This window comes from Gordonia sp. BP-119, from assembly GCF_016924115.1.
GTDB classification, from domain to species: Bacteria; Actinomycetota; Actinomycetes; order Mycobacteriales; family Mycobacteriaceae; genus Gordonia; species Gordonia hongkongensis.
Window position 1 is genome coordinate 1 of record NZ_JAFFZF010000038.1, and the last position, 23,576, is coordinate 23,576.

The window sequence follows — 23,576 nt, forward strand, 5'->3', positions numbered from 1 at the left end:
GGAGTGGGCTGCAAGGGAGGAAGTGAAAAAGTCATCCGGGCCGTAGGCCTGCAAACCCGTAGGGCGGGTTAGTTTTTCACGCCCTTGCGGGCCGCGAGTGGAGGTAAGAGAATGCGGCAGGGCAACGCAAACCAACTCAGCCCGAAGGGCTCAGGGCGCGGCGTAGCCGCTCCGATGAGGTGACGGCGCAGCCGGCAGACAAACCGCAACCGGTCGGGGCCGGCGACCTCGTCTCGGGAGGTCGGGCACACCGGACGCACAAGGCAGTCGGGGTGATTGTGCGGGAGCGACGCGGGCCGCGGTAGGGCTCGGTGTCGCGGCAGCACAACGTCGTCTTTGAAAGTGGGCGCATCTCGTGGCGCTCACGCCCTCGTGGTGGGTGCGGCGGCGGATGCCGAGTCGATCAGTACTGACGTAGAAGCCACGGCGGGTGGCCTCGAAGCTCAGTGCGGATACCTGGCCTACCCAGACTCCGATGAGATCGTGACACCGGACGGCAAAGGTCGCTTTAATTCGTTTCAGAATGGCTCATTTACCCCACAACTGGCGCACATCCTGTCAACGAACCTATTATGGACATTTGGGCGGATGCTGGATATGAAGCCGGAAAGTGGGGTTAGCCCATCGCCGCACCGGTCATCGACCGCATCAACAACAAGGTCTTTAGGGTCCTCTCCGAAATGCTCGGCCATCAGAGGTAGCGCGGTGGATCGACCGTAGGGTCGTCGTCGATGGTGTCGACGTGCGGGTCGGCGAGAATGTTGGTAACCGCAAGGGAGCTGGCACCGAAGGTGGCGAAGTGCGGGTTGACGTCTCTGACGACACTCCGTGCACGGTCCGCCGGCCAAACGAACGCCGGGATCGGCCAAGAAGACCCGAACGGCGCGCGGCGTGGTTGTCGTCCCACGCGGCCAGATCAGCCTCGCCTCGCACAGGTAGTACCGACGGACGCTATGCCGCCGCTGCTCGTTATTGATGTTGATCCTCACGGCACCGGTTCGCCCGCACAGGGTCTCGACATGACTGACCAACGGCCCTCGTGAATTAACCCCTGGCTCAGTGGGTGACCGGTAGTAGCACTCGTCGCGAGTGGTGGTGTGCTGCATTCGAGCGAAGTTCTGTACACCGCGAGAAGCGCCTGAGACAGTGAGCGGGTGAGCCCGTCGTGAACTCGCCCCGGCCGTGCATGGTCGGAAGAACGTGCTGAGCGTCGACGAACTCCAGCCAGGCGGGGGCGCCTAGGTGTCTGCGTTGCCGTTCTTCCATTGTGGCCACGGGATGTTCCAATCGCCGAGTCCATCAACTCCCGGCAGTGTGTCGGCGTTGGTGTTCTTGACCGTGACGGGGTCACCGCGCAGGGTGTTCTTCACGAGCCATTCCGCGTCAGTGGGACTCAGGTTTGGGCAACCGTTGCTGACGTTGCTGCTGCCTTGCGCCGACATCGACCACGGTGCGCCGTGCATGTAAATGCCGCTGTAGGACATTTGCACCGCCCATTGAACGGGTGTGCGGTATCCCGCTGCGGACTCGACAGGCACTCCGTAGGTGGACGAGTCCATGATGATGTGCTCGACGCGATCTCCGATCATGTAGATACCGCGGGGCGTCGGAGTGCTGTCTTTGCCGAACGAGGTCGGCATCGTGCGGATGACCTTGCCGTCTCGTTTGACGACTATCGTTTTGGTGTTGTCGTCGGCAACGATTTCCTGAGCTCGGCCAATCGTGAAGTCGTAGGACAAGTTCTCGTCGCCGTAGAGCCCGTCGCCGAGGTCGACTCCGTAAATGTTGACGGCGACACTGACTTTGGTGCCCGGCGTCCAGAAGCGTTCGGGCCTCCACCGGACTTCGGAGTCGCTGATCCAATAGAACGCACCCCGCATCTGGGGGTCAGACGACACGGTGATCGCCGCCTGTGCCTTCTTTCGGTCGGGGATGGGATCGGCGAACCGCACCCCGACTGTGTGGGCGATCCCGACGGTTTTCTCGCCGAGGATGGCAGCGCTGGTCAGTGACTCCGGTGAGGTCGTGGTGAAGCGCTGCGAGACGACCGATCGACCGCCCACGCCCACGGCCTCGGCTTGAACGGAATACCGCTTCGAATATCCCAGGGGTTGGGTGCTTGTCCACGTTGAGCCGTCCTCGCTCAGTGAGCCCGCCAAGGGACGGCCGCTGGCTGTGGGGATACGGACGTTTGTCAACGCGCCGCGGCTGGCCGTGACAACAATAGGAAGCCCAGGTTCGACAACCGCGTTGGGCGCGAGTCGACCGCCACCTTCGGTGGCCACAGCAATGGAAGGCTGTGCGATGTCGGCGAAGCTGTCAACGGCCTGAATCTCGTTGCTGTAGGCGGCGCCTCCGGTTGAGCTGCACGAGGTCAATAACATCACCACAGCCGTCAGGGCTGCGAGCATCAGCAGTCGCGGAATACCTGCCCGGACCGACCCGCGGCATCCACGAGCGCTCGAGCACTGCGGCTGCGCACCGTAAGCCGCCAAGAGATCACGTGGCTCTTCGATAGCTCGAGTCCTTCTTACGCGGCCCATCGATTGTGGCGAACCCTCTCACTCGGCGCCTGGACTAGGTTTACTATCCACGATAGTAGTTGAATGCTGTGCGCTCCTCTACCCGCTGCACAGCGCGAGAGAAGGTTCGAAACGTCTTCGTGGTGGGCGACCGCCGAGCGGTCACGTCGACCTCATTATTGCCGTGTGGCGACACCCCACAGGTAGTCCCCGCCGATGCGTGTTCGCCACCGCTCGCCGACGTCGAGGCCGTGGTGCGACAACTCTCGCGACACCTGCGGGACCACTCGTCCTCATACCTCCCGCGCGCCGATAAGGCGGGTCGTCCGACGACGTAGACTCCCCGGGTTCTCAACCACGGTGCAGGATCGAGTTTGGGTCCATCTTGCTGCCACACCTTGTAGTGCAGGTGTGGGCCGGTGAAGTAGCCGCGGTTTCCTACCGTTACGATCTGCGCGCCGGCCAGGACTCGCTGCCAGACGCTCACCAGTGTCTCGCTGATGTGCCCATACACGCCGATCGTGCCGTCGTCTTGCAGCACTCGCATCCACAGCCCGAGGCCGGCGGCCTTCGATAACCGTCCCCGCCCAAGGCGATCTTTGAGGTCGCGGGTTCGGTGTGCTCACGCAGCTGTGACACGCGCAGCAAGTTCGTGGGGTAGTCGGGGCTGCTCGTCTCATCGATAACGACAGTGACGTCTTCGAAGACGTGGCGTTTCTGGGTGCCGTCAGGTGGTCGAGAGTGACCACCCAGGTCGGCCGGGTGCCACCGTCTGTCAGATCCTGCTCGTGGAGTGGGTGGAGTGGACGTGATCAAAAGCGCGTCCGGATCTGAGTCGCCTCCTTCCTTCGTTGCTCCACACGAGTCCGTTAGCTGAGCGTGTAGAGCAATTGTTCGTTTGCGGCGTATGCATTTTCGGCGTTTCTGGCGACCAGCGCGTTGACACTATTGATGGTGCTGCGTTGTTCCCAGTGTGTGCCGTCTGGGCTGCGCCAGACGGTGTCGGCGGTGTCGATGCCCCAGAGCGTGCCATCGGGTGCGGCCGCCAGGAGAGCTAGGGCCGGCGCATCGGGAACGGTTGTGAAGGTCTGGGCGTCGTCGGTGCTGTGTTGCAGGCCATCTGGGGTAGTCGCCCATACGCCGCGGTCGGTGATCGCGAGTGCTGCTGCGGCCAGGGGCGCGCCGGGGGTCCAGCTTCTCCCGTCATCGGTCGATACGAGCAGGCCGTTGATTCCGTCGAAGCCTACGAGTAGTTGTCCGTTGGTGGCGAGCGCGTGGAAGTCGATGTCGCCGGCCACCGATCTCGGTGTCCATGTCTGCCCGCCATCTTCGCTGGCGACGAGTCCCAGCGGGTTGGGTGCCGAGCTCCGCGGGCCGGGATGGCCGGAGGCGAAGATCCGATCAGAGCCGGTTACCCCGGCCAGTCCCATGAAGTCGTCGTCGGAGACGCCGACCCGGCTGGTGGTTCCATCTGCGGTGAGGGCGATTACGCCGGTGTGAGTTCCGGCGAGGATAGTGCCGTCGGCGCGGATGTGCAGGGCGTGGAGGTGATCGAGTTCTGGGGTCAGTGTTGCGCTCTCTGCTGAGGTTGCCGACGGTGGTGGGGATGTGGGTTGTTCCCGGGTGGAGCAGCCGGTTAGCACAATCAGCGTGGCGATGACTGCGAGGACGACCGCAGCGGTGCGGTTGGACGGGTTTGAGGCAGGCAAGCGGCTAGGACTTTCGTGTGGGTAGGACTGAGTTCGGGCGTGGGTGGTGTGGTGATCGGGGTGGTGGCGAGACCGGGTAGGAGCCGCCCTAACCCTCTGGGGGTGTCGTGGTCACGACTTCTGGATGGGGGTGGAAGGCTGTGAAGGCTTTTGGCCGCAATGCTTTTGGAGGACGAGGGAGATGAGGACGTTGCCGAGGTGGTGACGTGCCCCGGAGAGGTCGCCGATCGCAGCGAGGTGGCGGACGAGACCGATGTGTGCGGCGAGGTGGCGGCGTCGGTTCGAGGTGACGCTGAGGTGGTGGGCGCGGTGGAAAAACTGGTGGGTCGAGTATGGCGTGGGTGCTCGGTAGACGTCTCGCATGGCATGCAGATACTGACGACGGTGGTCGTCGGGGGGCGAGTGCGTCTCCTTCGGGTTCTCGGTCACGGCGCATTCCTCGGACTGGTACGCGCAGGCCGGGTCAACCCGCGTCAACTAACTACTATAAAACCTAGTAATTGGCGGCGCGGTCGGTGCCTGAGTTGCGGCGTCACCGACGAACTTCTGGGGCATACTGGCTGGTGGTGCAGGTGGTGGGTCGCCGGGAAGGTGTGTTGAGTGTGGGTCTCAGCGAGCTGACGGCGGGGCGTCGAGGATCGAGGCGAACGATGGGTGAGCATCCATGAGTGCAGCGGTGGTGTTAGTTGTTGCCGCGGGTGTGCTGGGCTGGTTGTGGCCTCGATGGATGGTTCGGGTGCAGGGCCGTATCGATGCTCGTTGGGTGTTGGTGGCCTGGCCGGCCGCGCAGGTCGTGTTTGCGATGTTGTGGGTGGGAGCTGTTGTGACGCTGGCGGTTCCCGGCCATTTCGGCATCCATTCGTTGTCCGAGGTGGTGTCGTGTCTGCGGGTGTTGTCACACGGCGCATCCCCGCGGGTGGAGGCGATCTCCGGTGGCGTGCTGGCGGTGGTGACCGGGGCAGCGATTGTCCGAGCGGTGACGATCGCGGTGCGATCGGCGGTGCGGATGCGTGGTGCTCGTGAGGAGTATCTGCAGTCGTTGCGGTTGGTGGGCGCCCGCAGTGAGCGCTATCCCGACGTGTGGTGGCTCGCCGACGGGCGGCCGATGGCGTTTTGTCTGCCGGGTAAGGATGCCGGGATCGCCGCCACGACTGGGTTACAGGCGGCGTTGTCCGGTGAGGAACTCGATGCCGTCGTTGCCCATGAGCGCGCGCACCGGCGGCAACGTCATCACACCGTGGTGTTGGCGGCCCGCGCTCTCGGGCGTGCGTTTCCGCTGATTCCGTTGTTCAGCCGCGCGGGCCGTGAGGTCGCCGGCTTGGTCGAGCAAGCCGCCGATGCCCGCGCCGCCCAGCTGGTGGGTGCGCGGGCGGTCTGCTCGGCGTTGGGAACGTTGGCCCGTTCGGGGCCCGTGGCGGGCCCGGTGGGTGTGTTGTCGATCAGCGATTCGTCGTCCGTGGGGCCGCGGCTGAGCCGCTTGGACTCCGGTCACCGGTGCCGGTCGCGGCGTCATCATGTGGGTGCCGCCGCGGCGGTGGCTGGTGTGGTGGCGGTACCGACCACGCTGGCGGCATCCGGTGTCGTCGCGGCGATGGTGATCGCGATGTGTGTGTAGCCGAGGCAAACCCGGGCGGGTCGGGCCGCTAGGGGTTGTTGAGAAGCTGCTGCATCCTGGCGATTTCACTTTCCTGGTCAGTGACGATCTGGCGTGCCAGCGCGATCGCCTCGGGCGATTGGCCGTCTTGAATCTCGGTCTTGGCCATGGCGATGGCGCCGCGGTGGTGTTCGATCATCTGGGTCAGGAACAGGCGCGACGCCTCGGCGCCTTGCGCGTCGCGTAGCTGCTGCATCTGTTCTGGCGACATCATGCCCATCATCGACGGCATCGGGGAGGTACCCGGTGCCATCGAGGTACCCATGTCCATGTTGTGCCCCTGGCCCTCGAGTGGGGCTCCCCATTGCTTCAGCCACGACTGCATCTGCTCGATCTCGGGCTGCTGAGCGTCTTTGATCTGCTGGGCCAGACTGACGACCTGGGGGTTGATGTTGTCCTTCTCCAACAGGATGTCGCTCATCATGATCGCCTGGGTGTGGTGCGGGATCATCTGCTGGGCGAACGAGATGTCCGCGCTGTTGTGTTCGGCAGAGGCCGCCGCTGACGATTCGGTACTGACCGTGCTGGTACCCATCCCCGACATCGAGGAATGATCCTCAGTCGAGGTGTCCGAACACGCGGCCACCACTGTCAGAACAGCCGCCGCGGCAGCAACGACGACACCGGTTCGTGTGACTCTCATCGATCTCCTCCTCAAGAGTGATACTTCGCCACCGCCCGGCGGCGCTTCGATAACAATTCTACTAACACCGATAGTAGTTAGTCGCCTGCCCGGCACCCACAAAACGGGCGGTGAACTGCGCAAACAATGCCGCTAATGCCTGATTAGTTCGCTTCGTAGTGGAGCCGCGTGTGACTGGTGGGGCACAAGTGACTTGTGGTGTGATCTCGCGGGTACACGCATGGCACTCGTGCGTGGGTCTACGACGTCCGCGGGAAAGGTCCGACCGCATGCAGATGGTGTTGACATCGCTACGGGTCAAGGCGGGGCAGCAGTGGGGCCCCAAAGCGCTGGGGGTGGCAGCGGCGGTGTGCGTGGGCGTTGCGCCTGTGATTGCCACCGCACCGGCGGCGGCCTCAACCGATGGACATGTGGCCGGGGAGCTGATCGCGATCGTGCAGGACTCGGTGAAGGCCGCTTTGGGTGGTGCCGCGGCGGCGAATTTGGGGAAGCCGATCACGCAGACGGCGTCCTGCCTGGGCGCTCAGGCCCAGTCGGGCAGCGTCGGCGATGCGGGCAGTGCAGCCGCACTGCAGTGCTTCGGCACGTTTTCGCTCATTGATCCGATAGACGGGTTCCGGATCATCGACGCGTTACCGCTGGCTCGGCTGGTAGCCACCCTGATCGCCGCAATCGTGCCGCACGATCCGAACGAGCCGCATGGCCCCCAGCCGCAGGAACCCGGAACGCCGACACCGCTGCTGCCCGGTAGTGGCGGTGCGGTGGCGCCGACTGCGGGCGAGATCACGTCCACCTTCGGTGACGGACGGGGCCATCAGGGCATTGATATCGGCAATGATCTGGGCGCGCCCATTGTCGCGGTAGCTGACGGGGAGGTCATCACCTCCGGACCTGCCGAGGGGTTCGGGTTGTGGATGCGGATCCGGCACGATGACGGCACGATCACCACCTACGGCCACAACGACGAGAATCTGCTCGAGCAGGGCGCGCGAGTACGGATGGGCCAATCGATCGCCACGGTGGGCAACCGTGGGGTCTCGACCGGCCCGCATCTGCATTTCGAGGTTCTCGACCCGACGGGAGTCAACGTCGATCCGGCACAGTGGCTGGCCGATCGTGGGGTGGTCCTGGCGATGGCCGCTGATGCCGACGCCCGCGCGCCGGGGCCGGTGGTGCCGCAGTGGGTCGGCGAACGACGCCTGTGACGAGCCAGCGCGGTGTGGTGGGTCAGGAACGAACGAGGCGAGCGATGGCCGCCGAGGCTTCAGCGATCTTCTCCTGTGCCTCGTCGCCGCCGGAGTGGGCGGCATCGAGCACGCAGTGGGTGAGGTGGTCGTCGAGCAAGCCCAGCGCGACCCCCTCCAGTGCCTTGGTCAGCGCCGAGATCTGGGTCAGGATGTCGATGCAGTACTGCTCCTCGTCGACCATCCGGTGGATACCTCGGGATTGGCCTTCGATGCGCTTGAGGCGGGCCAGGTATTTGCCCTTATCGCTGATGTAACCGTGGGAAGAGTGTTCCGAGGCAGAGGATTCTTCCGGGGTGGAGGATTGTCCCGGTGCGGACGCAGCGGTCATGGACTCACCTTCTCAATGGATCTCGGTCGGTTGTGCTGCAGTCCACGCACTGTACTCGCGCCTGGCTGCAGGTCGAGTCGGCGTAACAGTTGCGCGTTGAGTGCGACCACGACCGTCGAGGCTGACATCAGAATCGCTCCGACCGACATCGGCAGGACGAACCCGATGGGCGCGAGAATTCCGGCGGCCAGCGGTACAGAGATCAGGTTGTATCCCGCTGCCCACCACAGGTTCTGCTTCATTTTTCGGTAGCTGGCGTCCGACAGCTCGATGACCGACAGCACCGAGCGGGGGTCGTCGCTGGCGAGGATGACCCCGGCCGAGGCGATCGCGACGTCGGTGCCGGCCCCGATCGCGATGCCCACATCGGCCTGGGCCAGGGCGGGGGCGTCGTTGACGCCGTCGCCCACCATCGCCACCTTGCGGCCTTCGTGCTGCAGTTCGGCCACCTTGCTGGCTTTGTCTTCCGGCCGTACACCGGCGAACACCCGATCGATACCGAGGTCGTGAGCGACGGTGTGCGCCACTGCTTCGGCGTCGCCGGTAATCATCACAACCTCGACCCCGCGGGCGTGCAGCACCTCGACGGCTTGGCGGGATTCCCCGCGCACCTCATCAGCAAGTTTGAGAGCTCCAATCAGCTCAGTGTCGCGGGTGACATGCAGGATGATTGCGCCGTCGGCGCGCCAGCGATCAGCGATGGCCAGTTCCTGATGGCCCTGTTCCTCGAGCATGCGGGGCCCGCCCACCCGCACTGTGGCGCCCTCGACGCGAGCGGTCACACCGACCGCCGGTGACGAGGTGAAGTCGGTGGCCGCCGGCACCGGCCGCGCGCGGTCTCCGGCAGCTGCGACAATCGCTCGCGCCAACGGGTGCTCACTGTCGGCTTCGGCGCTGGCGGCCAGGGCGAGCACGGTGTCCTCATCGACGCCGTCGGCGGCCGCGATCTTGATGACCGTGGGCTCACCCTTGGTCAGGGTTCCGGTCTTGTCGAACAGCACCGCATCCACAGTGCGCATGGCCTCAAGTGCCAACCGGTCTTTAACCAGCACGCCGCCGCGGGCGGCGCGTTCGGTGGCAATGGCCACCACCAGGGGGATAGCCAAGCCGAGTGCGTGCGGGCAGGCGATGACCAGCACGGTGATGGTTCGAATCACCGCCTGGTCGGGTTGGCCGATGACCGTCCACACGATGGCGGTGATGATCGCTGAGCCGAGCGCGAACCAGAACAGCAGCGCTGCAGCGGAATCGGCCAGCCGCTGGGCGCGGGAGGTGGAGTTCTGCGCGTCTGCCACCAGGCGCTGAATCCCGGCCAGCGCCGTGTCGTCGCCGGTGGCGGTGATCTGGACCCGCAGCCCCGAGTCGGTGGCCACCGTGCCGGCCACCACCTGATCGCCGATGCCGCGGCGCACCGTGCGCGATTCTCCGGTGACCATGGATTCATCGAGCTCGGCCGAGCCGTCTACGACGCGACCGTCGGCCGGCACGCTGGCCCCCGGGCGCACGATCACCACATCTCCGACCTGCAGCTCACTGGGAGCAACCGTGGTGATCTGGTCGCCATCGACGCGTTCGGCCTCATCGGGCAGCAGCGCGGCCAGCGAGTCCAGGGCCGAGGTCGTCTGGGCCAGCGACCGCATCTCGATCCAATGCCCCAACAGCATGATCACGATGAGCAGCGCCAGTTCCCACCAGAAGTCCAGTTCGTGGTGCAACACACCGATGCTCGCACCCCAGGACGCCACGAAGGCCACCGTGATCGCCAAGGCGATCAACAGCATCATTCCCGGTGCACGCGACCGCAGTTCTGAATAGGCGCCTACCAGGAACGGCCGCCCACCCCAGCAGTACATCACCGTACCCAGCACCGGTGAGACCCACTTCAACACTTCACCATCGGGTAGGTCATAGCCGATGAGCATCGCGAACATGGGCGAAAAGGCCACGACCGGCACAGCCAGGGCCAGCATGATCCAGAACAGCCGCCGGAACTGCCCGACGTGATCACCATGCCCCCCATGCCCAGCGTGATCATGGTCTGCGCGGGCGCGCTCAGCATGGTGATCGTGGTGGTTGTGTGACGCTGCGGCGAGTTGGCCGTGGTGGCGTTCATCGGCGGCGTCGTGACCGACGTGCTCAGGGGAAGAGTGCTCGTTCATGCCGCTACCTTATACCCCTGGGGGGTATATGTCGAGGGGTTGGTGGGTGGAACTGTGGACGATGAGTGGGGCGGGCTGGTGAAGGCGCGCAGCCGCAGGCTGTTGCTGACGACGAACACGCTGGACAACGCCATGGCGGCCCCAGCCAGCATGGGGTTGAGCAGTCCCAGCGCGGCCAGCGGTATCGCGGCGACGTTGTAGGCGAATGCCCAGAACAGGTTCATTTTGATCGTTTTCAGAGTGGTGCGTGCCAAGGCGATCGCGTCGGCGGCAGCGTTGAGGTCGCCGCGGACCAGGGTGATGTCAGCGGCATGCATGGCGGCGTCGGTGCCGGTGCCCATCGCCAGCCCGAGATCGGCGTGGGCCAGGGCAGCGGCGTCGTTGACGCCGTCGCCGATCATGGCCACAACCTTGCCGTCGGATTGCAGGTCGGTGATGACGGCGGCTTTGTCGGCCGGCAAGACGTTAGCGATGACGGTGTCGATACCGACCTCAGCGGCGACGGTGTCGGCGACGGTCTGGTTGTCGCCGGTCAGCAGGATGGGCGTCATACCCAGTGCGGTGAGCCGGGCGATGGCGTGTGCGCTGGTGGGTTTGATCGCATCGGCGACCGCCAGGACCGCATGGGCGCGGCCGTCCCAGGCGACGAGTACGGCGGTCTGTCCGGCTTCTTCGGCGGCGGTCTGCGCCTCGTTGAGGTGGGGGTCATCCACGGCGATGTCGTGTTCGGCCAGCAGCGTCGGACGCCCGACGGTGACAACTCGTCCCTGGACCGTGCCGCGCACGCCTCGACCTTCGAAGTTGCGGAAGTCGTCGACCTCGTCGAGCTGTCCGACTTCGGCGGCTGCACCAGCAGCGATGGCGGCCGCGACGGGGTGCTCGGAGGCGTTTTCCACCGCTCCAGCGAGGGCGAGCACGTCGGCGCGAGTGGTGGTGGGGGAGGTGGTGACCTGGACGAGTGTCATCTGTCCCGTGGTGACCGTGCCGGTTTTGTCGAGGACAACGGTGTCGATGGTTCGGGTGGATTCGAGGACTTCGGGGCCTTTGATCACGATGCCGAGTTGGGCTCCGCGGCCGGTACCGACCAGAAGTGCGGTCGGGGTGGCCAGTCCCAGAGCGCAGGGGCAGGCGATGATCAGCACAGCGACCGCGGCGGTGAACGCCGCTTGCAGGGGATAGCCGGCGCCGATCCACGCGCCGAGGACTGCGATGGCGACGGTGATGACCACCGGCACGAAGACGCTCGAGATCCGGTCGGCCAGTCGCTGGGCGTGGGCTTTGCCGGTCTGGGCGCGTTCGACCATCGCGGCCATTTGCGCGAGTTGGGTGTCCGCTCCCACGCGGGTCGCCCGCACCCGCAGGTGCCCGCCGGCGTTGACCGTTCCGCCGGTCACGGTGTCGGCGGGGGCGACCTGGACTGGCATCGACTCGCCGGTGACCATGCTGGCATCGACTGCCGAGGTGCCGGACACCACCACACCGTCGCTGGCGATCTTCTCGCCGGGGCGCACATTGAACTCATCGTCAATGGCGAGCTCGCCGATCGGGATCCGATGCTGGTGGCCGTCCCTGATCACTGTGACGTCTTTGGCGCCCAGCTCCAACAAGGCCCGCAACGCCGCACCGGCGCGCCGTTTGGACCGCTTCTCGAAGTATCGGCCGGCCAGGACGAACATCGTGACCCCCGCGGCTACCTCAAGGTAGATGTTGCCTGCACCGTCAGAAGCGCTGACCGTCAGGGTGAATCCGTGGGTCATGCCTGGTTGTCCGGCGGTGCCGAAGAACAACGCATACAACGACCACAACAGCGCCGCGGTGGTGCCGACCGAGATGAGGGTGTCCATGGTGGCCGCACCGTGGCGCAGGTTGAGCAACGCGGCGCGATGAAACGGCCATGCCGCCCACACGATCACTGGCGCGGCCAACGTCAACGACGCCCACTGCCAGTAGGTGAACTGCCACGCCGGGACCATTGCCAGCGCGATCACCGGTACCGAGAGAACCACCGCACCGATCAGTCGGTGACGCAAGGCCACGAGCTCCCCGTCGTCGTCCGAAGGGTCATCGTCGGGGGCGGCACCTTTGGTGGGAGTGGCGGGCAGCGCAGCGTGGTATCCGGCCTGTTCGATGGTCTCGATCAGCAGGTGTGGGTCGACACCGGCGGGTGCGCTGACGTGAGCTTTTTCGGTGGCGTAGTTCACCGAGGCGCTCACTCCGTCGAGTTTGTTCAGTGTGCGTTCGATGCGTGCCGCGCACGATGCACACGTCATGCCCGACACGGCGAGTTCGATATCGACGGCGCCTGTCTGCTCGGCGGTGGCCGCAGGTGGGTGGATCGGAGCTGAGGTGGTCATGGGGGAGTTCCTCGTTGGGTGAATGCCTCGGCGCAATGCCCCGGGTGGCGCTGGTCAGCGAGTTAGTGTCCGGCGTGCGGATCGGCCGAGGGGGCCGTGGAGTCAGGTGTCGGGGCCGGGGCGCCGGTGGGGACGTCGAGAACGAAGGTGGCGGTATGCACAGCGCCGTCGACCTGGAAGTCGAGGTAGAGCAGATAGCGGCCCGGGGTGGGGGCGGTGGTGGCGAAGCGGACCTGTGGTCCCGCGAGTTGACCGGCAGTCGGTGCCGCGCCCTCAGGGTGAACATGCAGGTAGGCCAGGTCACCCTGTCGCAGGGCCACCAAGTGACCGAAAGCGCCCAGATACGGCTGCAGGGTGGTGACCGGTTGTCCTGCTCGGCGCACGGTGACGGTCAGTTCGGACTCGACGCCCGCGCGCAGATGACCGGCCAGCCCGATGTCGAACCCGTCGACGGATGACTGTCGTGATTCGGCGGCGGGTGGGGCCGGCTGGTAGTCACCGCTGACTTCGACGGTGCTGGTGAGGGTGAGGGGTTGGCCGGTGGCGGCGGGCACGAAGTCGGCGTAGATCCGGTAGCTGCCTCCCGTCGCCCACTGCCAGGGCAGCGTCCAGCGCCCTTCGGGCGAGAGAGTGGGGTGCACGTGTCGGAAGTGGGTGCCATCCGCGCGGACGACGATCAGGTGCAGCTGCTTGTCGTGCTCGGTGGCGAAGTCGGTGACCGCGGCCCCGGCGGCATCGAGGATCTCAAAGCTCAATGGAGCCTGCACCCCGGACGCATGGGGTGCCACCACATTCCCCAGGATGAAGCCGGCTGCTGCCATCGAAACTCCGCGAACCTGATCGGCCCCCGGAGACGAGGCGGATGTTCGCGACTGTGGTGCAGCATTGTGATCGGCATGGGCGGACTCAGCCGGGGAGGTCGACGCCCTGTCGGGAGCAACACCAGCGGCGATGGCATAGGCCGCGGCGAAAACTATCAGCAGAGCCGCAGCGAAGACGCCGAGCTTGGTTGGAACATTCATCGCTGGATTCCTGTCATCGGTGGTGGCGACACCCACGCCGCCCGGGAGAGGCTGAAGTCGCCAGTGGGGCAGACACTTCAGCCCCTCGTCGGCTACTGCGCCAGGTGGTACCCGGCCTCTTCGATCGCGCCGCGGATCGCGTCGGCCTCGATCGGGGCCGAGCTGGAGATGGTGACTCGCCCGCTGGCCACGTCGACCTCGACGTCAGTTACGCCGGCCAGTGCGCCGACTTCTTCACGCACCGACGCCGCGCAGTGCCCACACGTCATTCCGGAGACGATCACTGTCGATGTGCTCATGAGATGTGCCCTTTCGGTACAGCAGTTGTCAACTTCAGAAGACGGCTGCACTCGTTGCAGGCGTTTCGAGGGTGAGTGCACGTGTCTTCTGACATTCTGATGTCAGAAGTGCGGTGCACGGTCGCACGCTCGGCTCTCGGTGACAGGGAGGCTTGTGATGGACCCCGACAAGCTCGACGTCGTGGAGACCGGTGTGCTGACAGCGTCGGGGGAGCGGTGGTCTCAGGCTGAGGCCCGTTTCGCTGTCCTGGCTCCCTTGCTGGAGATGCATCCGGTGCGTTCGGAAGCGGTCGACGATGCCGCGCAACGGTTGGGATTGTCCAGGCGGCAGGTCTACACGTTGGTCGGCAGGCTCAGGAACGGGACGGGGACAGTCACCGATCTTCTGACGAAGGTCTCGTCGGGAGGGCGTGGCCGCAGCCGAGTGACGGCTGAGGTCGAGGAAGTGATCGGCGATCATCTTACCCGCTATTTTCTTCACCGCCAGAAGCTGAGTGTCGCTGCGCTGCACCGACGTATAGCACTGGCGTGCCACCGCGCGGGTCTGCCAGTGCCGGCCAGAAATACCGTCACCGCGCGTATCGCCGCGCTCCATCCGGCATCGGTGGCCAGGTCACGTGGAGGACCCGATGCCGCCCGCCCACGTCAGTCCGCCGGCGACAGTCCACCGACGGTTTCCGGGATTCTCGATCAGGTCCAGATCGACCACACCGTCGTTGATCTGATGGTCGTTGACGAGTACGAGCGGCAACCGATCGGCCGCCCCTACCTGACGATCGCCATTGATGTCTTCAGCCGTTCCGTACTCGGGTTCGTCGTCACTCTGGAGCCGCCGTCGTCGATATCGGTCGGGTTGTGCCTGGAACGCGTCTGCTGCGAGAAGCAGACATGGCTGGAGGCGTGCAAGCTCGCGGAGCAGGTGCAGTGGCCGATGGCAGGGAAGCCGAAACAGTTGTATCTCGACAACGCCTCCGAGTTCAAAAGCGAAGCGCTGCGCCGCGGATGCGCCCAGCACGCCATCACACTCGAATACCGTCCTCCGGGCCGACCGCACTACGGCGGGATCGTCGAACGCATCATCGGAACGGCGATGACGGCGGTGCACGAGCTGCCTGGGACCACCTTCTCGAACCCAGCGGACCGAGGAAGTTACGACTCGGACAAGCACGCGGCGTTGACATTGCGTGAGTTGGAGCGCTGGCTGGTCCTGGCCATAGCCGCGTATCACGTGAGCGTTCACACAGGGATCGGGAACACTCCGGCCGCCGTGTGGGCCGGCGAGGTCGCCGCAGTTGGTCACGCCCCTCGTGTGGTGCTCGGCGAAACCGCGTTCCTGGTGGACTTTCTTCCCGTCATCCGGCGACGTCTGACGCGCACGGGCTTCGTTCTCGATCACGTGCACTACTTCTCGAACGCGCTCAAACCGTGGGTTGCGCGGCGAGAGGACCTGGGGCGGTTCGTGATACGACGTGACCCACGCGATTTGAGCAGAATCTGGGTCCTCGAACCAGACGGTGCCGGCTATGTCGAGGTGCCGTACCGGACGATGTCACATCCCGCGGTGACACTGTGGGAGCACAGAGCTGCTATCGCCCGTCTCCGCGAACAAGGTCGGTCGAACGTCGATGAGAGCGCACTGTTTTCGATGATCGAGCAGATGCGCGAGGTCACCGACCGCTCGCAGAAAGCCACCCGCAAAGCCCGGCGCAACCGTGCCCGCCGCACGCATCTCACCGGCGACGCCGCGTGTGCACCGATCCCGGCGATCCACCCGCCGGTGGAGCCTCGAGCGGACGGCGGCACCGCAACGCCTGTCTTCAGCGACATCGAGGAATGGTGAGGCGATGACCGCATCGACAGGAAGCAGCGACGAACCCACCGAGTCGTCCATCGAGGATGTGGGGCACCTGCGGGAGTCGGTTCGACCGCTCACCGCACTCGACGACGCGGAGCGGATCCATCGAACCGGCCGGATCGACGAGGCGACGTGATCGGCGAGGAGCAACGTTCCACCTGGACGCAGCACTCGCGACATTTCCGCGAGCGCGATGTCCGTGGAGGGGATGGCGCAGAGCGAGAACGTGCACACCACGGTGTCGAAAGATGCATCGGGAAAATCCAGAGCGTGAGCGTCCCCGAGAGCTAGGCGAGCGTCGGGTCTGACGCCGGCGGCCCGAGTATGCGCCTGCGCGAGCATGTCCGGGCTCAGCTCGATTCCGGTCAACGACGTCCCTGCCGGGTAGTGCTCGAGATTGAGTCCAGTTCCCACTGCGACCTCGAGAACCTTGCCTCGGGCGCGACTGCAGATCCAGGACCTGGTGTCGCGGAAGAGGACTCGGTCGAGAAAGGTCATGTGTTTGTCGTAACCGGCCGCTTGCTTGTCCCAGAATCGCTGCCACCGGGCGAGACGGTGCGTTGGATCGACGACCATCGCTCAGTGCTCTCGGCCGGGAGCGATGGGTGCCGCGGCGGTGCGTGAGGCCCCGGGCTCGGGGTGCGCCGCGAGATAACGCTTCTTGACCAGTTCCGATTCCTGCGCTTTGCGGGAGTTCGTCAGATCGCGCGGCAGCATGTGCCGTACGAGGCGGCGTTGCCGATTCTCTTCCATGTACGAGGCGGTGAAGAACACCGAGAGCAGGACCGCGAGAAGCACCATGGAACCACGCAGCCACAGCTCACCCGGAAAGAACATGAACACGGCGTAGATGGGAAGAAACGGAACCTGGCCGCGAATCAGGTGCCGAACGACGGCGTGATCACCCGTCAGATCGTTGGCCACCCAGTCCGTCATGGTCGAGGGAAGAGTGCGGCCGAAGGCGTAGCTGACCCACTGCCACGGCGTAGGGCGGGTCCTGTCGCGGTTCACCGGGTCGGCGTCATTGTGCTCTGGCGCATCCCCAGCCGCCGCATTGCCAAGCTGGCCGGGCACCATCCGACTGCCGAGTACAGCAGCAGATTCCCGCCGACGAATGCTGTCAGGGCATGCCAGCGGCGGTCGTGAAGGGAACCGGCGGCGAGGCTGGCGAGGATCATGGTGCCCGCCAGCGCGGGGACTGCGCGTTCGATACTCGGTCCGCCGGGGCCGGTGAGAGTGTCGGTGCATGACATGCGGTAGAGCCTCGCTTCTCTGCGTGTGGTGCGGTCGTTCGTGCATACCCTAGGGGGTAGAAGGAATGGTATCACCATACCCCTGGGGGTACTGTGTTACGGTTTCTCCATCATCCCGACCAGTAAGGACATGATGTGAGTTCTACGGACGTTCGAACCGACGAGAGTTCTGCAGACAGCTCGCCGCCAGGGATCACCGGGGGGCCGTTGGCGCGCTTCGGTGCGCGCATGGCAGGCAATTTCAAGTGGGTGGTGACCGCGTGGCTCGTGGTGATCATCGGATTGGGAGCGTTTGCCCCGTCGGTGTTCGGCTCTCTCGCCGGTGCCGGTTGGCAGGCCAATGGATCGGAGTCGGTCCAGGTTCGCGAACTCGCACAGGAGCACTTCGGCGGGAACTCTTCTGCCGCGATACAGGTTGTGGTGCACTCGGACACCGAGCAGGTGACGGATCCCGCTGTTGCGGCTGTCATTTCCGAGGTCACCGACATTCTGGCCGCTGACTCGCGGATTTCCGAGGTGATCCCCCCGCAACCGGGGATGTCGATCAGCCCCGACGGGCACACCGGAATCCTCATCGGTGGAGCGAACGGGACGACCGACGAGATGGTGAAGGCCGTCGACGATCTCAAGGGTGACTTGACCGCAGCCTCCACGGACTCGATCGAGGTCTACCCGACCGGAGCATCGGCGCTGTGGAGTGACTTCAACAAGGCCAACCACGACGCGATGATCAAGGCCGAAATCATCTCCTGGCCGGTCACATTGGCGATCATGGTGCTTGCGTTCGGATCGCTCGTCGCGGCAGGTCTGCCCCTGCTGTTGACGCTGGCCGGTCTGGTGGCATCTGCGGGTGGCTTGGTTCTGCTGAACGAAATCACGCCGATCTCGGTGTGGGCCATGAACTTTGCGATGATGTTCGCGCTGGCGCTCGGTATCGACTACGCGCTCTTCCTCGTCGTTCGATTCCGGGATGCGCTCCGTAAGACCATCGACGCCGGACGGATCGACCCGCAGCGTGCAGTGGCAGAAACGATGGACACGGCAGGCAAAGCAGTCCTGCTGTCCGGTCTGACCGTGCTGATCAGCTTGTCTGCCGTGCTTCTGGTACCGGCACCTGCTGTGCGCACGATGGCGGTGGGCATCATGCTCGCGGTGGTGTTCGTCCTCGCGGCCACCCTCACACTGCTCCCCGCAGTTCTGGGCAAACTCGGAGCCAAGGTCAATGCCGGGTCCCTCCCGTACGCGAAGCGACAGGTGCACCGTTCGCCGAAATTCGCGTCCTGGGGTCAGCTGCTGCACAAGCATCCGTGGCCGTTCGCCATCGGCTCGCTGTTGATTCTGGTGGCGCTGTCGATTCCGGCACTGGGCCTGAAGGTCGCCATGCCGTCCATTTCGGTTGTGCCCGAGGACGCTCCGGTCCGGCAGGGCTACGAACTGGTGCAGGCGCAGATGGGTGAAGGTGCACCAGGAATGCTGCAGATCATCGCCCCCACATCGGAGGCGGAGCAGACCGCACAGATCGCAGCGAGCGTCGACGGCGTATCGATGGTGACGCCGCCCATGCCCGCCATGGACGGATCCGACTTCGTCATGCTGCAGGCCATCCCGAACGTGGACCCGTCGGACCCCGCACTCGAGACCACACTCGACGCGTTGCGTGCCGAGCTGCCCGAGGGAGCGATCGTCGGCGGTGCACCCGCGGAGAACCTGGACCTGCAGACCGCGTTGAACGAGTATCTGCCGATCGTGGTGTCGGTGATCCTCGTACTCGGATTCCTGCTGCTGCTGATCGCACTGCAGGCACCGCTGATCGCCCTGCTGGGGACCGTGGTCAGCCTGCTGTCCACCGGAGCGGCCTTCGGTGTGGCGAAGCTGATCTTCCAGGACGGTCACGGCTCGTCGCTACTCGGATTCACCCCGCAAGGATTCCTGAACGGCTGGGGACCGGTGTTCTTCTTCGCGATGATCTTCGCAATCGCGATGGACTACACGGTGTTTCTGCTGTCGAGCGTCAAGGAACACTACGAGAACACCGGTGATCCGCACGGTTCTCAGGTCGACGGAATGGCGCATTCGGGTCGGGTTATCTTCGCGGCTGCCGCGGTGATGATCGCGGTGTTCTTCTCGTTCGCGCTCGCCGAACCACTGCCACCCAAGGAGATGGGAATCATCCTCGGCGTCGCCGTACTGCTGGACGCGATACTCATCCGCCTGGTTCTGCTGCCGGTGTTGTTGCGGTTGACCGGCCACGCCGCATGGTGGTCACCCACGTGGTTACGAGCAGTACTACCCAAGATCGGCTTCTCGCACAGCTGAGTGTCAGCAATCTCGAGCAACACAGTGGTGGCCGATACCGTCCGGTGTCGGCCACCACGACCACTCTTACCCCTAGGGGTAAACTGGAGCTTCATCGAACGAAGGACTGAACGACATGACCGGTGACACCGAAAGCATCGCATTGGTATTGAACCGTCTGCGGCGTGCGCAGGGTCAGCTTGCAGGAGTGATTGCCATGATCGAGAGCGGTCGGGACTGCAAGGATGTCGTCACCCAGCTGGCCGCGGTATCGAAGGCTCTCGATCGGGCGGGCTTCAAGATCGTGGCCACCGGACTCCGTGAGTGCATCACGGGCGCGGAGACGGGCGAGAAGATGACCGAGGCCGAGCTCGAGAAGCTGTTTCTCGCCCTCGCCTGACAACGGTCCGATCACCCCCGCATCGATGCACGGGGGTGATCGGAGCGAGGCAGGGTATTCGGTTCGAGGTGGGGTGATCGGGCCCGCGACGTGTCAGCTCCTGCGCGCTGGACCGGGCTGCTCGTCCGGGCGGGTGAACACCACACGTGCCCAGAGAACAGTGGAGAGCAACGCGGCCACCGCACCCAGATACAGTCCGATCGATGGACCTGCCACCGTCGCGGTCGGTGCCAGTGACTGACGCGCCCAGATCGCAAGCACACCGAACACCGTGGTGACACCGTTGCCCGCCAAAGCCAGAGCAGCCCACCGAAACCGCCGAACCAGTCGCGCGATCGAGGCCGCTACGACGGTGAACGTGAGAGTGAATGCGGTGAACAGCGTCGCCAACACGCCCGCTGACTCCGCGTCGGCGCTTTCGGTGCGCAGAAGAACGTCGTACCCGTGTGCGCCGCCGGTGTGCGGAAGCGCCATTCCGAGCACGGCCGCCGACACCAGAACGAACAGATACGGGGTGAGCCGGGTGATCACCACCTCCGGTATCACGCGTCGTTCGATGGCCTCGAACACCGACCGGTAGTGGCTCAGGTCGCCCTCGCGGTCGTAACTGTGCGGCGGTCGACCGTTCACGCTCGGCCGGTGAGAATGGCATTCCAATACAACGCCGGCAGTCCGCGTCTCTTGAGGAACCACATGTCGCGGCGTTCGCGGGTGGTGTCGATCAGCGGTATCGAGGGAGCCGGCTGCATCGTGTAGTCGAACTCGGCCAGAAGCATCGTCTTGCGAGAGGTGGTCAAGGGGCAGGAGGCGTACCCGCCGTACTGTGCGGTCAGTGGACGGCCGGCGATGCTCGCCTGCAGGTTCTCGGCAACCACGGGTGCTTGCTTGCGGATGGCGGCACCGGTCTTGGAGTTCGGTGACGATCCGGCGTCACCGAGGGCGAAGATGTTGTCGAACCTGTTGTGTCGCAGTGTGTTCTTGTCGATCTGGACGTATCCGGCTGGATTCTCGGGGTCCGCTATGGGGCTGGCCTTGATCCAGTCCGGTGCGGATTGGCGCGGTACGACGTGGAGCAGGTCGTAGGGTAGCTCGTCGGTGGTACCTGCGCTGTTATCAGTGATCGTCACCGATCGGCCGTCCGGGTCGACGGCGGTGACTTCGCTGTTCTTGCGCACCTCGATGCCGTAGCGCGCCACGACTCGTTCGAGCTCCTCGGCGAACACCGGTACCCCGAACATTCCGGGTGTGGGCAGGACGAGGACAACTCGGATGGCGTCGAGCACGCCCTGCTCTCGCCAGTAGTCGGCCGCGAGGTACGCGATCTTCTGCGGGGCACCCGCGCATTTGATGGGGCCGGACGGCATCGTGAACACTGCGGTGCCCGACCGCATCTTCTGAATCATCTGCCACGTCTTGGGCGCGAGATCGTAGCGGTAGTTGCTCGAGACCTGCGGGGTGTCGATCGATTCGGCCATGCCGGGCACCGAATCCCAGTCGAGCTGGATGCCGGGGCACACCACCAGGTGGTCGTAATGGATCGTAGTTCCCGAGGAGGTGCTGACCGTCTGGGCATCCGGGTCGACCCCCTCGGCGCGATCCTTGATCCAGCCGACGCCCTGGGGCATCACCGACGCCTCGCTACGCGCACTTTCCGCGGCCGGGGCGCGGCCTCCACCGACGAGCGTCCACAAAGGTTGGTAATAGTGGGTCTCTGCCGGCTCGATGATGCCGATGTCGGTCATTCCTGCTCGCCGCAGACGTGCCGCGAGCGAAATACCGGCGTTGCCTCCGCCGATGATCGCGACTTTGTGGTCGATGGTGTGCGCGGACATGTGGTCCTCCTGTTCGAGACACGAGCTCGGTGAGCTGTCTCGATTTCGGTTGGTGCCGGGGTGGTTCAGCTCGACGTCGGTGTGGCGCGAGCTGAGTGGTCACGACATTGGTGGTCACTGAGGCCAGGTGCACTGCATCCACAGCAGTCGTGCTGGAAGGTCATTCCGGCGTTCGAGCAGGTGGTGCAAGGACACGTGCCGAGGTGTACGTTGCCCTCTCCTTGATTGATCGTCCGGATGTACGTACATTATGGATGAGGCTAGTCGCCGATTCCGGCAAACGCCACACTCGGGACGAATGAAGTTTCCTCGTCCATCCCGAGTCGGCGAGTGCCGGACGACTGAGGAGGACGTGATGGTCGGCAACCGCTGCGGTGCCGCTGTGAGTCGTCGCGCCTCGCTGGATCGGCCGGTTCCCACGCCCCTGGGTGTTCGTTGGTATGCCGACCCAATCCACCTCCACCCCGTGAGATCGGGAGCGTGCGCCTCGCCGCACAGGACCTCTTGAAAATACCCCACGGGGTACCATGAATCTTGACACCTGTACGAACGCCGCCACGATCGACAAGGAGATTTCGATGCTTCTCGAACGCATCTACGACGAAGACCTCGCCCAAGCCGGATACTTCATCGGCTGTCAGGCCAAGGGGGAGGCAGTGGTGGTCGACGCCCGCCGCGACATCGGTGTGTATCTGGACCTGGCCGCTCGGCATGGCATGACCATCACCGCCGTGACCGAGACCCACATCCATGCCGACTACCTGTCCGGCACTCGCGAGCTAGCCGAGGCCACCGGGGCGGTCACCTACGTCTCAGGAGAGGGCGGCGACGACTGGCAGTACGGCTTCGAGGCCGAACGCCTCCACGATGGTGACACGCTGGCTCTGGGTAACATCACCGTGCAAGCCGTTCACACGCCCGGTCATACCCCGGAGCACCTCTCGTTCCTGGTGACCGACGGTGCCTTCGCCGATGCTCCGGGATACATGTTGACGGGCGACTTCGTCTTTGCCGGCGATCTCGGCCGACCGGACCTACTCGACGAAGCTGCAGACGGTGTCGACACCCGGTTCGAGGGTGCCAAACAGATCTTCCGCAGCCTGAAGCGATCGTTTGTCACGCAGCCGGACCATATCCAGGTCTTTCCGGGTCACGGTTCGGGCAGTGCCTGCGGAAAAGCTCTCGGCGCGCTCCCGTCGACCAGCGTCGGCTACGAACGCCGTTTCGCTTGGTGGGCCGGGTATGTCGAGCGCGACGACGAGCAGGGCTTCGTCGATGAGATGCTCGACGGCCAACCGGATGCACACGCCTATTTCGGCCGGATGAAGCGTCAGAACAAGCAGGGCCCGGTCGTTCTCGGGCCACTCTCTCCGCTGCACGAGTACGACTCCGCAGACTTGGCACGCGCTCTCGACTCCGACGAGGTCGTCCTCCTCGACACCCGCGGCCACGATGAGGTGCACGGCGGCGCTGTCCCCGGAGCGCTCAACATCCCCGGCATCGGCAAGGCAGCCTCGTTCGGTGCCTGGGTCTACGACCCCGAGCGAGAGGACACTCCACTGGTGGTGCTCGCCGAGGACCGCACTGTCGCCGACGAGCTCCGTGATCACCTGCTGCGGGTCGGCATCGATACGGTGACCGGGTACGTCACAAGTCTACGAGGACTCCCCATGACGACACCCGAGACAATCGGTGCGGACGAGCTGGATTCGTTCGACTCGGCAATGGTGCTGGACGTGCGCAACAAAACCGAACACGCCGACGGCCACATACCTGGCTCCGAACAGCTCAGCGGCGGCCGATTGCTGTGGAACCTCGACGGACTGCCCACGGGCGGACCGATCGTGACCTATTGCCAGAGTGGCGTCCGTAACGCGGTCGCAGCCAGCGCCCTGCGCCGCGCCGGCTACCGAGTTGTCGAACTCGAGGGCAGTTACGCCGCCTGGGCCGAGCGCAAGCTCGAAACAGTCTGATCGAACACGCCCGAATCGGGGGCGGTCGTGC

General features: G+C 64.9%; 20 protein-coding genes and 3 pseudogenes. 8 read left to right on the plus strand and 15 right to left on the minus strand.

Features of this window, described 5'->3' with window-relative positions:
• Nucleotides 1-375 precede the first annotated feature (375 nt).
• Nucleotides 376-620, plus strand: a pseudogene (locus JW364_RS19070) (hypothetical protein).
• 618 nt (nt 621-1,238) lie between these two features.
• On the opposite strand, the gene JW364_RS19075 reads toward JW364_RS19070, so the two are convergent.
• From JW364_RS19075 to JW364_RS19090, 4 genes and pseudogenes are all read right to left on the minus strand, one after another.
• The gene (locus JW364_RS19075) at nt 1,239-2,411 is read right to left on the minus strand and encodes an Ig-like domain-containing protein (protein ID WP_006357614.1); all 1,173 of its coding nucleotides are present in this window, start codon (nt 2,409-2,411) and stop codon (nt 1,239-1,241) included.
• Nucleotides 2,412-2,847: 436 nt separating this feature from the next.
• Nucleotides 2,848-3,090 (minus strand): annotated as a pseudogene (locus tag JW364_RS24290) (peptidoglycan DD-metalloendopeptidase family protein); the annotation flags it as partial.
• Between the two features lie 301 nt (nt 3,091-3,391).
• Nucleotides 3,392-4,231, minus strand: a complete 840-nt coding sequence (locus JW364_RS19085) for a F510_1955 family glycosylhydrolase (protein WP_035718240.1) — start codon at nt 4,229-4,231, stop codon at nt 3,392-3,394.
• 111 nt (nt 4,232-4,342) lie between these two features.
• Nucleotides 4,343-4,660, minus strand: coding sequence for a hypothetical protein (locus JW364_RS19090; protein WP_010844644.1), 318 nt, complete (start codon nt 4,658-4,660; stop codon nt 4,343-4,345).
• Between the two features lie 235 nt (nt 4,661-4,895).
• Between JW364_RS19090 and JW364_RS19095 the strand changes: the two genes are divergently transcribed.
• The gene (locus JW364_RS19095; protein WP_006357618.1) at nt 4,896-5,846 is read left to right on the plus strand and encodes a M56 family metallopeptidase; all 951 of its coding nucleotides are present in this window, start codon (nt 4,896-4,898) and stop codon (nt 5,844-5,846) included.
• 28 nt (nt 5,847-5,874) lie between these two features.
• Here JW364_RS19095 and JW364_RS19100 read toward each other — a convergent pair whose 3' ends face one another.
• On the minus strand, nt 5,875-6,528 hold the full coding sequence (locus tag JW364_RS19100; protein WP_006438341.1) for a DUF305 domain-containing protein: 654 nt from the start codon (nt 6,526-6,528) through the stop codon (nt 5,875-5,877).
• A 269-nt stretch (nt 6,529-6,797) separates the two neighbouring features.
• On the opposite strand from JW364_RS19100, the gene JW364_RS19105 reads away from it, so the two are divergent.
• Nucleotides 6,798-7,733: a M23 family metallopeptidase gene (locus JW364_RS19105; RefSeq protein ID WP_159372045.1), complete on the plus strand. Its 936-nt coding sequence runs from the start codon at nt 6,798-6,800 to the stop codon at nt 7,731-7,733.
• A gap of 22 nt (nt 7,734-7,755) precedes the next feature.
• On the opposite strand, the gene JW364_RS19110 is transcribed toward JW364_RS19105, so the two are convergent.
• From JW364_RS19110 to JW364_RS19130, 5 genes are all read right to left on the minus strand, one after another.
• Nucleotides 7,756-8,103, minus strand: coding sequence for a metal-sensitive transcriptional regulator (locus tag JW364_RS19110; protein WP_137809389.1), 348 nt, complete (start codon nt 8,101-8,103; stop codon nt 7,756-7,758).
• Complete coding sequence (locus JW364_RS19115) at nt 8,100-10,262, minus strand: copper-translocating P-type ATPase (protein WP_205334126.1); 2,163 nt, start codon at nt 10,260-10,262, stop codon at nt 8,100-8,102. Before JW364_RS19115 ends, JW364_RS19110 begins: the two co-directional genes overlap by 4 nt.
• Nucleotides 10,259-12,616 (minus strand): cation-translocating P-type ATPase, encoded by a 2,358-nt coding sequence (locus JW364_RS19120; protein WP_205334125.1) that lies wholly within the window; start codon nt 12,614-12,616, stop codon nt 10,259-10,261. Before JW364_RS19120 ends, JW364_RS19115 begins: the two co-directional genes overlap by 4 nt.
• 62 nt (nt 12,617-12,678) lie before the next feature.
• Nucleotides 12,679-13,638, minus strand: coding sequence for a hypothetical protein (locus JW364_RS19125; RefSeq protein WP_205334124.1), 960 nt, complete (start codon nt 13,636-13,638; stop codon nt 12,679-12,681).
• Between the two features lie 92 nt (nt 13,639-13,730).
• Nucleotides 13,731-13,937, minus strand: a complete 207-nt coding sequence (locus tag JW364_RS19130; protein ID WP_101823217.1) for a heavy-metal-associated domain-containing protein — start codon at nt 13,935-13,937, stop codon at nt 13,731-13,733.
• 157 nt (nt 13,938-14,094) lie between these two features.
• Here JW364_RS19130 and JW364_RS19135 point away from each other — a divergent pair, with 157 nt between their 5' ends.
• Nucleotides 14,095-15,777 (plus strand): Mu transposase C-terminal domain-containing protein, encoded by a 1,683-nt coding sequence (locus JW364_RS19135; RefSeq protein ID WP_058253861.1) that lies wholly within the window; start codon nt 14,095-14,097, stop codon nt 15,775-15,777.
• A gap of 4 nt (nt 15,778-15,781) precedes the next feature.
• The gene (locus tag JW364_RS19140) at nt 15,782-15,928 is read left to right on the plus strand and encodes a hypothetical protein (RefSeq protein ID WP_175404389.1); all 147 of its coding nucleotides are present in this window, start codon (nt 15,782-15,784) and stop codon (nt 15,926-15,928) included.
• A 14-nt stretch (nt 15,929-15,942) separates the two neighbouring features.
• On the opposite strand, the pseudogene JW364_RS19145 reads toward JW364_RS19140, so the two are convergent.
• The 3 genes and pseudogenes from JW364_RS19145 to JW364_RS19155 all read right to left on the minus strand — a co-directional run.
• A pseudogene (locus tag JW364_RS19145) lies at nt 15,943-16,368 on the minus strand (class I SAM-dependent methyltransferase); the annotation flags it as partial.
• Nucleotides 16,369-16,371: 3 nt separating this feature from the next.
• Nucleotides 16,372-16,869, minus strand: coding sequence for a DUF5313 family protein (locus JW364_RS19150; protein WP_231742688.1), 498 nt, complete (start codon nt 16,867-16,869; stop codon nt 16,372-16,374).
• Nucleotides 16,800-17,123, minus strand: coding sequence for a DUF2892 domain-containing protein (locus JW364_RS19155; protein ID WP_374100852.1), 324 nt, complete (start codon nt 17,121-17,123; stop codon nt 16,800-16,802). Before JW364_RS19155 ends, JW364_RS19150 begins: the two co-directional genes overlap by 70 nt.
• A 150-nt stretch (nt 17,124-17,273) precedes the next feature.
• On the opposite strand from JW364_RS19155, the gene JW364_RS19160 reads away from it, so the two are divergent.
• On the plus strand, nt 17,274-19,361 hold the full coding sequence (locus tag JW364_RS19160; protein WP_058253864.1) for an MMPL family transporter: 2,088 nt from the start codon (nt 17,274-17,276) through the stop codon (nt 19,359-19,361).
• 115 nt (nt 19,362-19,476) lie between these two features.
• A complete protein-coding gene (locus JW364_RS19165) occupies nt 19,477-19,740 on the plus strand; it encodes a metal-sensitive transcriptional regulator (protein ID WP_058253865.1) in 264 nt (87 codons plus the stop codon).
• 93 nt (nt 19,741-19,833) lie between these two features.
• Here JW364_RS19165 and JW364_RS19170 read toward each other — a convergent pair whose 3' ends face one another.
• Both JW364_RS19170 and JW364_RS19175 read right to left on the minus strand, forming a co-directional pair.
• On the minus strand, nt 19,834-20,370 hold the full coding sequence (locus JW364_RS19170; protein ID WP_058253866.1) for a hypothetical protein: 537 nt from the start codon (nt 20,368-20,370) through the stop codon (nt 19,834-19,836).
• The gene (locus JW364_RS19175; RefSeq protein WP_058253867.1) at nt 20,367-21,572 is read right to left on the minus strand and encodes an FAD/NAD(P)-binding oxidoreductase; all 1,206 of its coding nucleotides are present in this window, start codon (nt 21,570-21,572) and stop codon (nt 20,367-20,369) included. Before JW364_RS19175 ends, JW364_RS19170 begins: the two co-directional genes overlap by 4 nt.
• A 578-nt stretch (nt 21,573-22,150) precedes the next feature.
• Between JW364_RS19175 and JW364_RS19180 the strand changes: the two genes are divergently transcribed.
• Complete coding sequence (locus JW364_RS19180; RefSeq protein ID WP_058253883.1) at nt 22,151-23,545, plus strand: rhodanese-like domain-containing protein; 1,395 nt, start codon at nt 22,151-22,153, stop codon at nt 23,543-23,545.
• Nucleotides 23,546-23,576: the final 31 nt, after the last annotated feature.

Bases quoted from the DNA above. Each gene is read 5' to 3' on its own strand.
- JW364_RS19095 (WP_006357618.1), top strand. From the start codon at position 4,896: ATGAGTGCAGCGGTGGTGTTAGTTGTTGCCGCGGGTGTGCTGGGCTGG.
- JW364_RS19150 (WP_231742688.1), bottom strand. From the start codon at position 16,869: ATGGTGCCCGGCCAGCTTGGCAATGCGGCGGCTGGGGATGCGCCAGAG.
- JW364_RS19120 (WP_205334125.1), bottom strand. From the start codon at position 12,616: ATGACCACCTCAGCTCCGATCCACCCACCTGCGGCCACCGCCGAGCAG.
- JW364_RS19135 (WP_058253861.1), top strand. From the start codon at position 14,095: ATGGACCCCGACAAGCTCGACGTCGTGGAGACCGGTGTGCTGACAGCG.
- JW364_RS19160 (WP_058253864.1), top strand. From the start codon at position 17,274: ATGGCAGGCAATTTCAAGTGGGTGGTGACCGCGTGGCTCGTGGTGATC.
- JW364_RS19165 (WP_058253865.1), top strand. From the start codon at position 19,477: ATGACCGGTGACACCGAAAGCATCGCATTGGTATTGAACCGTCTGCGG.
- JW364_RS19115 (WP_205334126.1), bottom strand. From the start codon at position 10,262: ATGAACGAGCACTCTTCCCCTGAGCACGTCGGTCACGACGCCGCCGAT.
- JW364_RS19110 (WP_137809389.1), bottom strand. From the start codon at position 8,103: ATGACCGCTGCGTCCGCACCGGGACAATCCTCCACCCCGGAAGAATCC.
- JW364_RS19105 (WP_159372045.1), top strand. From the start codon at position 6,798: ATGCAGATGGTGTTGACATCGCTACGGGTCAAGGCGGGGCAGCAGTGG.
- JW364_RS19155 (WP_374100852.1), bottom strand. From the start codon at position 17,123: ATGGTGATACCATTCCTTCTACCCCCTAGGGTATGCACGAACGACCGC.
- JW364_RS19125 (WP_205334124.1), bottom strand. From the start codon at position 13,638: ATGAATGTTCCAACCAAGCTCGGCGTCTTCGCTGCGGCTCTGCTGATA.
- JW364_RS19175 (WP_058253867.1), bottom strand. From the start codon at position 21,572: ATGTCCGCGCACACCATCGACCACAAAGTCGCGATCATCGGCGGAGGC.
- JW364_RS19075 (WP_006357614.1), bottom strand. From the start codon at position 2,411: ATGCTCGCAGCCCTGACGGCTGTGGTGATGTTATTGACCTCGTGCAGC.
- JW364_RS19180 (WP_058253883.1), top strand. From the start codon at position 22,151: ATGCTTCTCGAACGCATCTACGACGAAGACCTCGCCCAAGCCGGATAC.
- JW364_RS19130 (WP_101823217.1), bottom strand. From the start codon at position 13,937: ATGAGCACATCGACAGTGATCGTCTCCGGAATGACGTGTGGGCACTGC.
- JW364_RS19140 (WP_175404389.1), top strand. From the start codon at position 15,782: ATGACCGCATCGACAGGAAGCAGCGACGAACCCACCGAGTCGTCCATC.
- JW364_RS19100 (WP_006438341.1), bottom strand. From the start codon at position 6,528: ATGAGAGTCACACGAACCGGTGTCGTCGTTGCTGCCGCGGCGGCTGTT.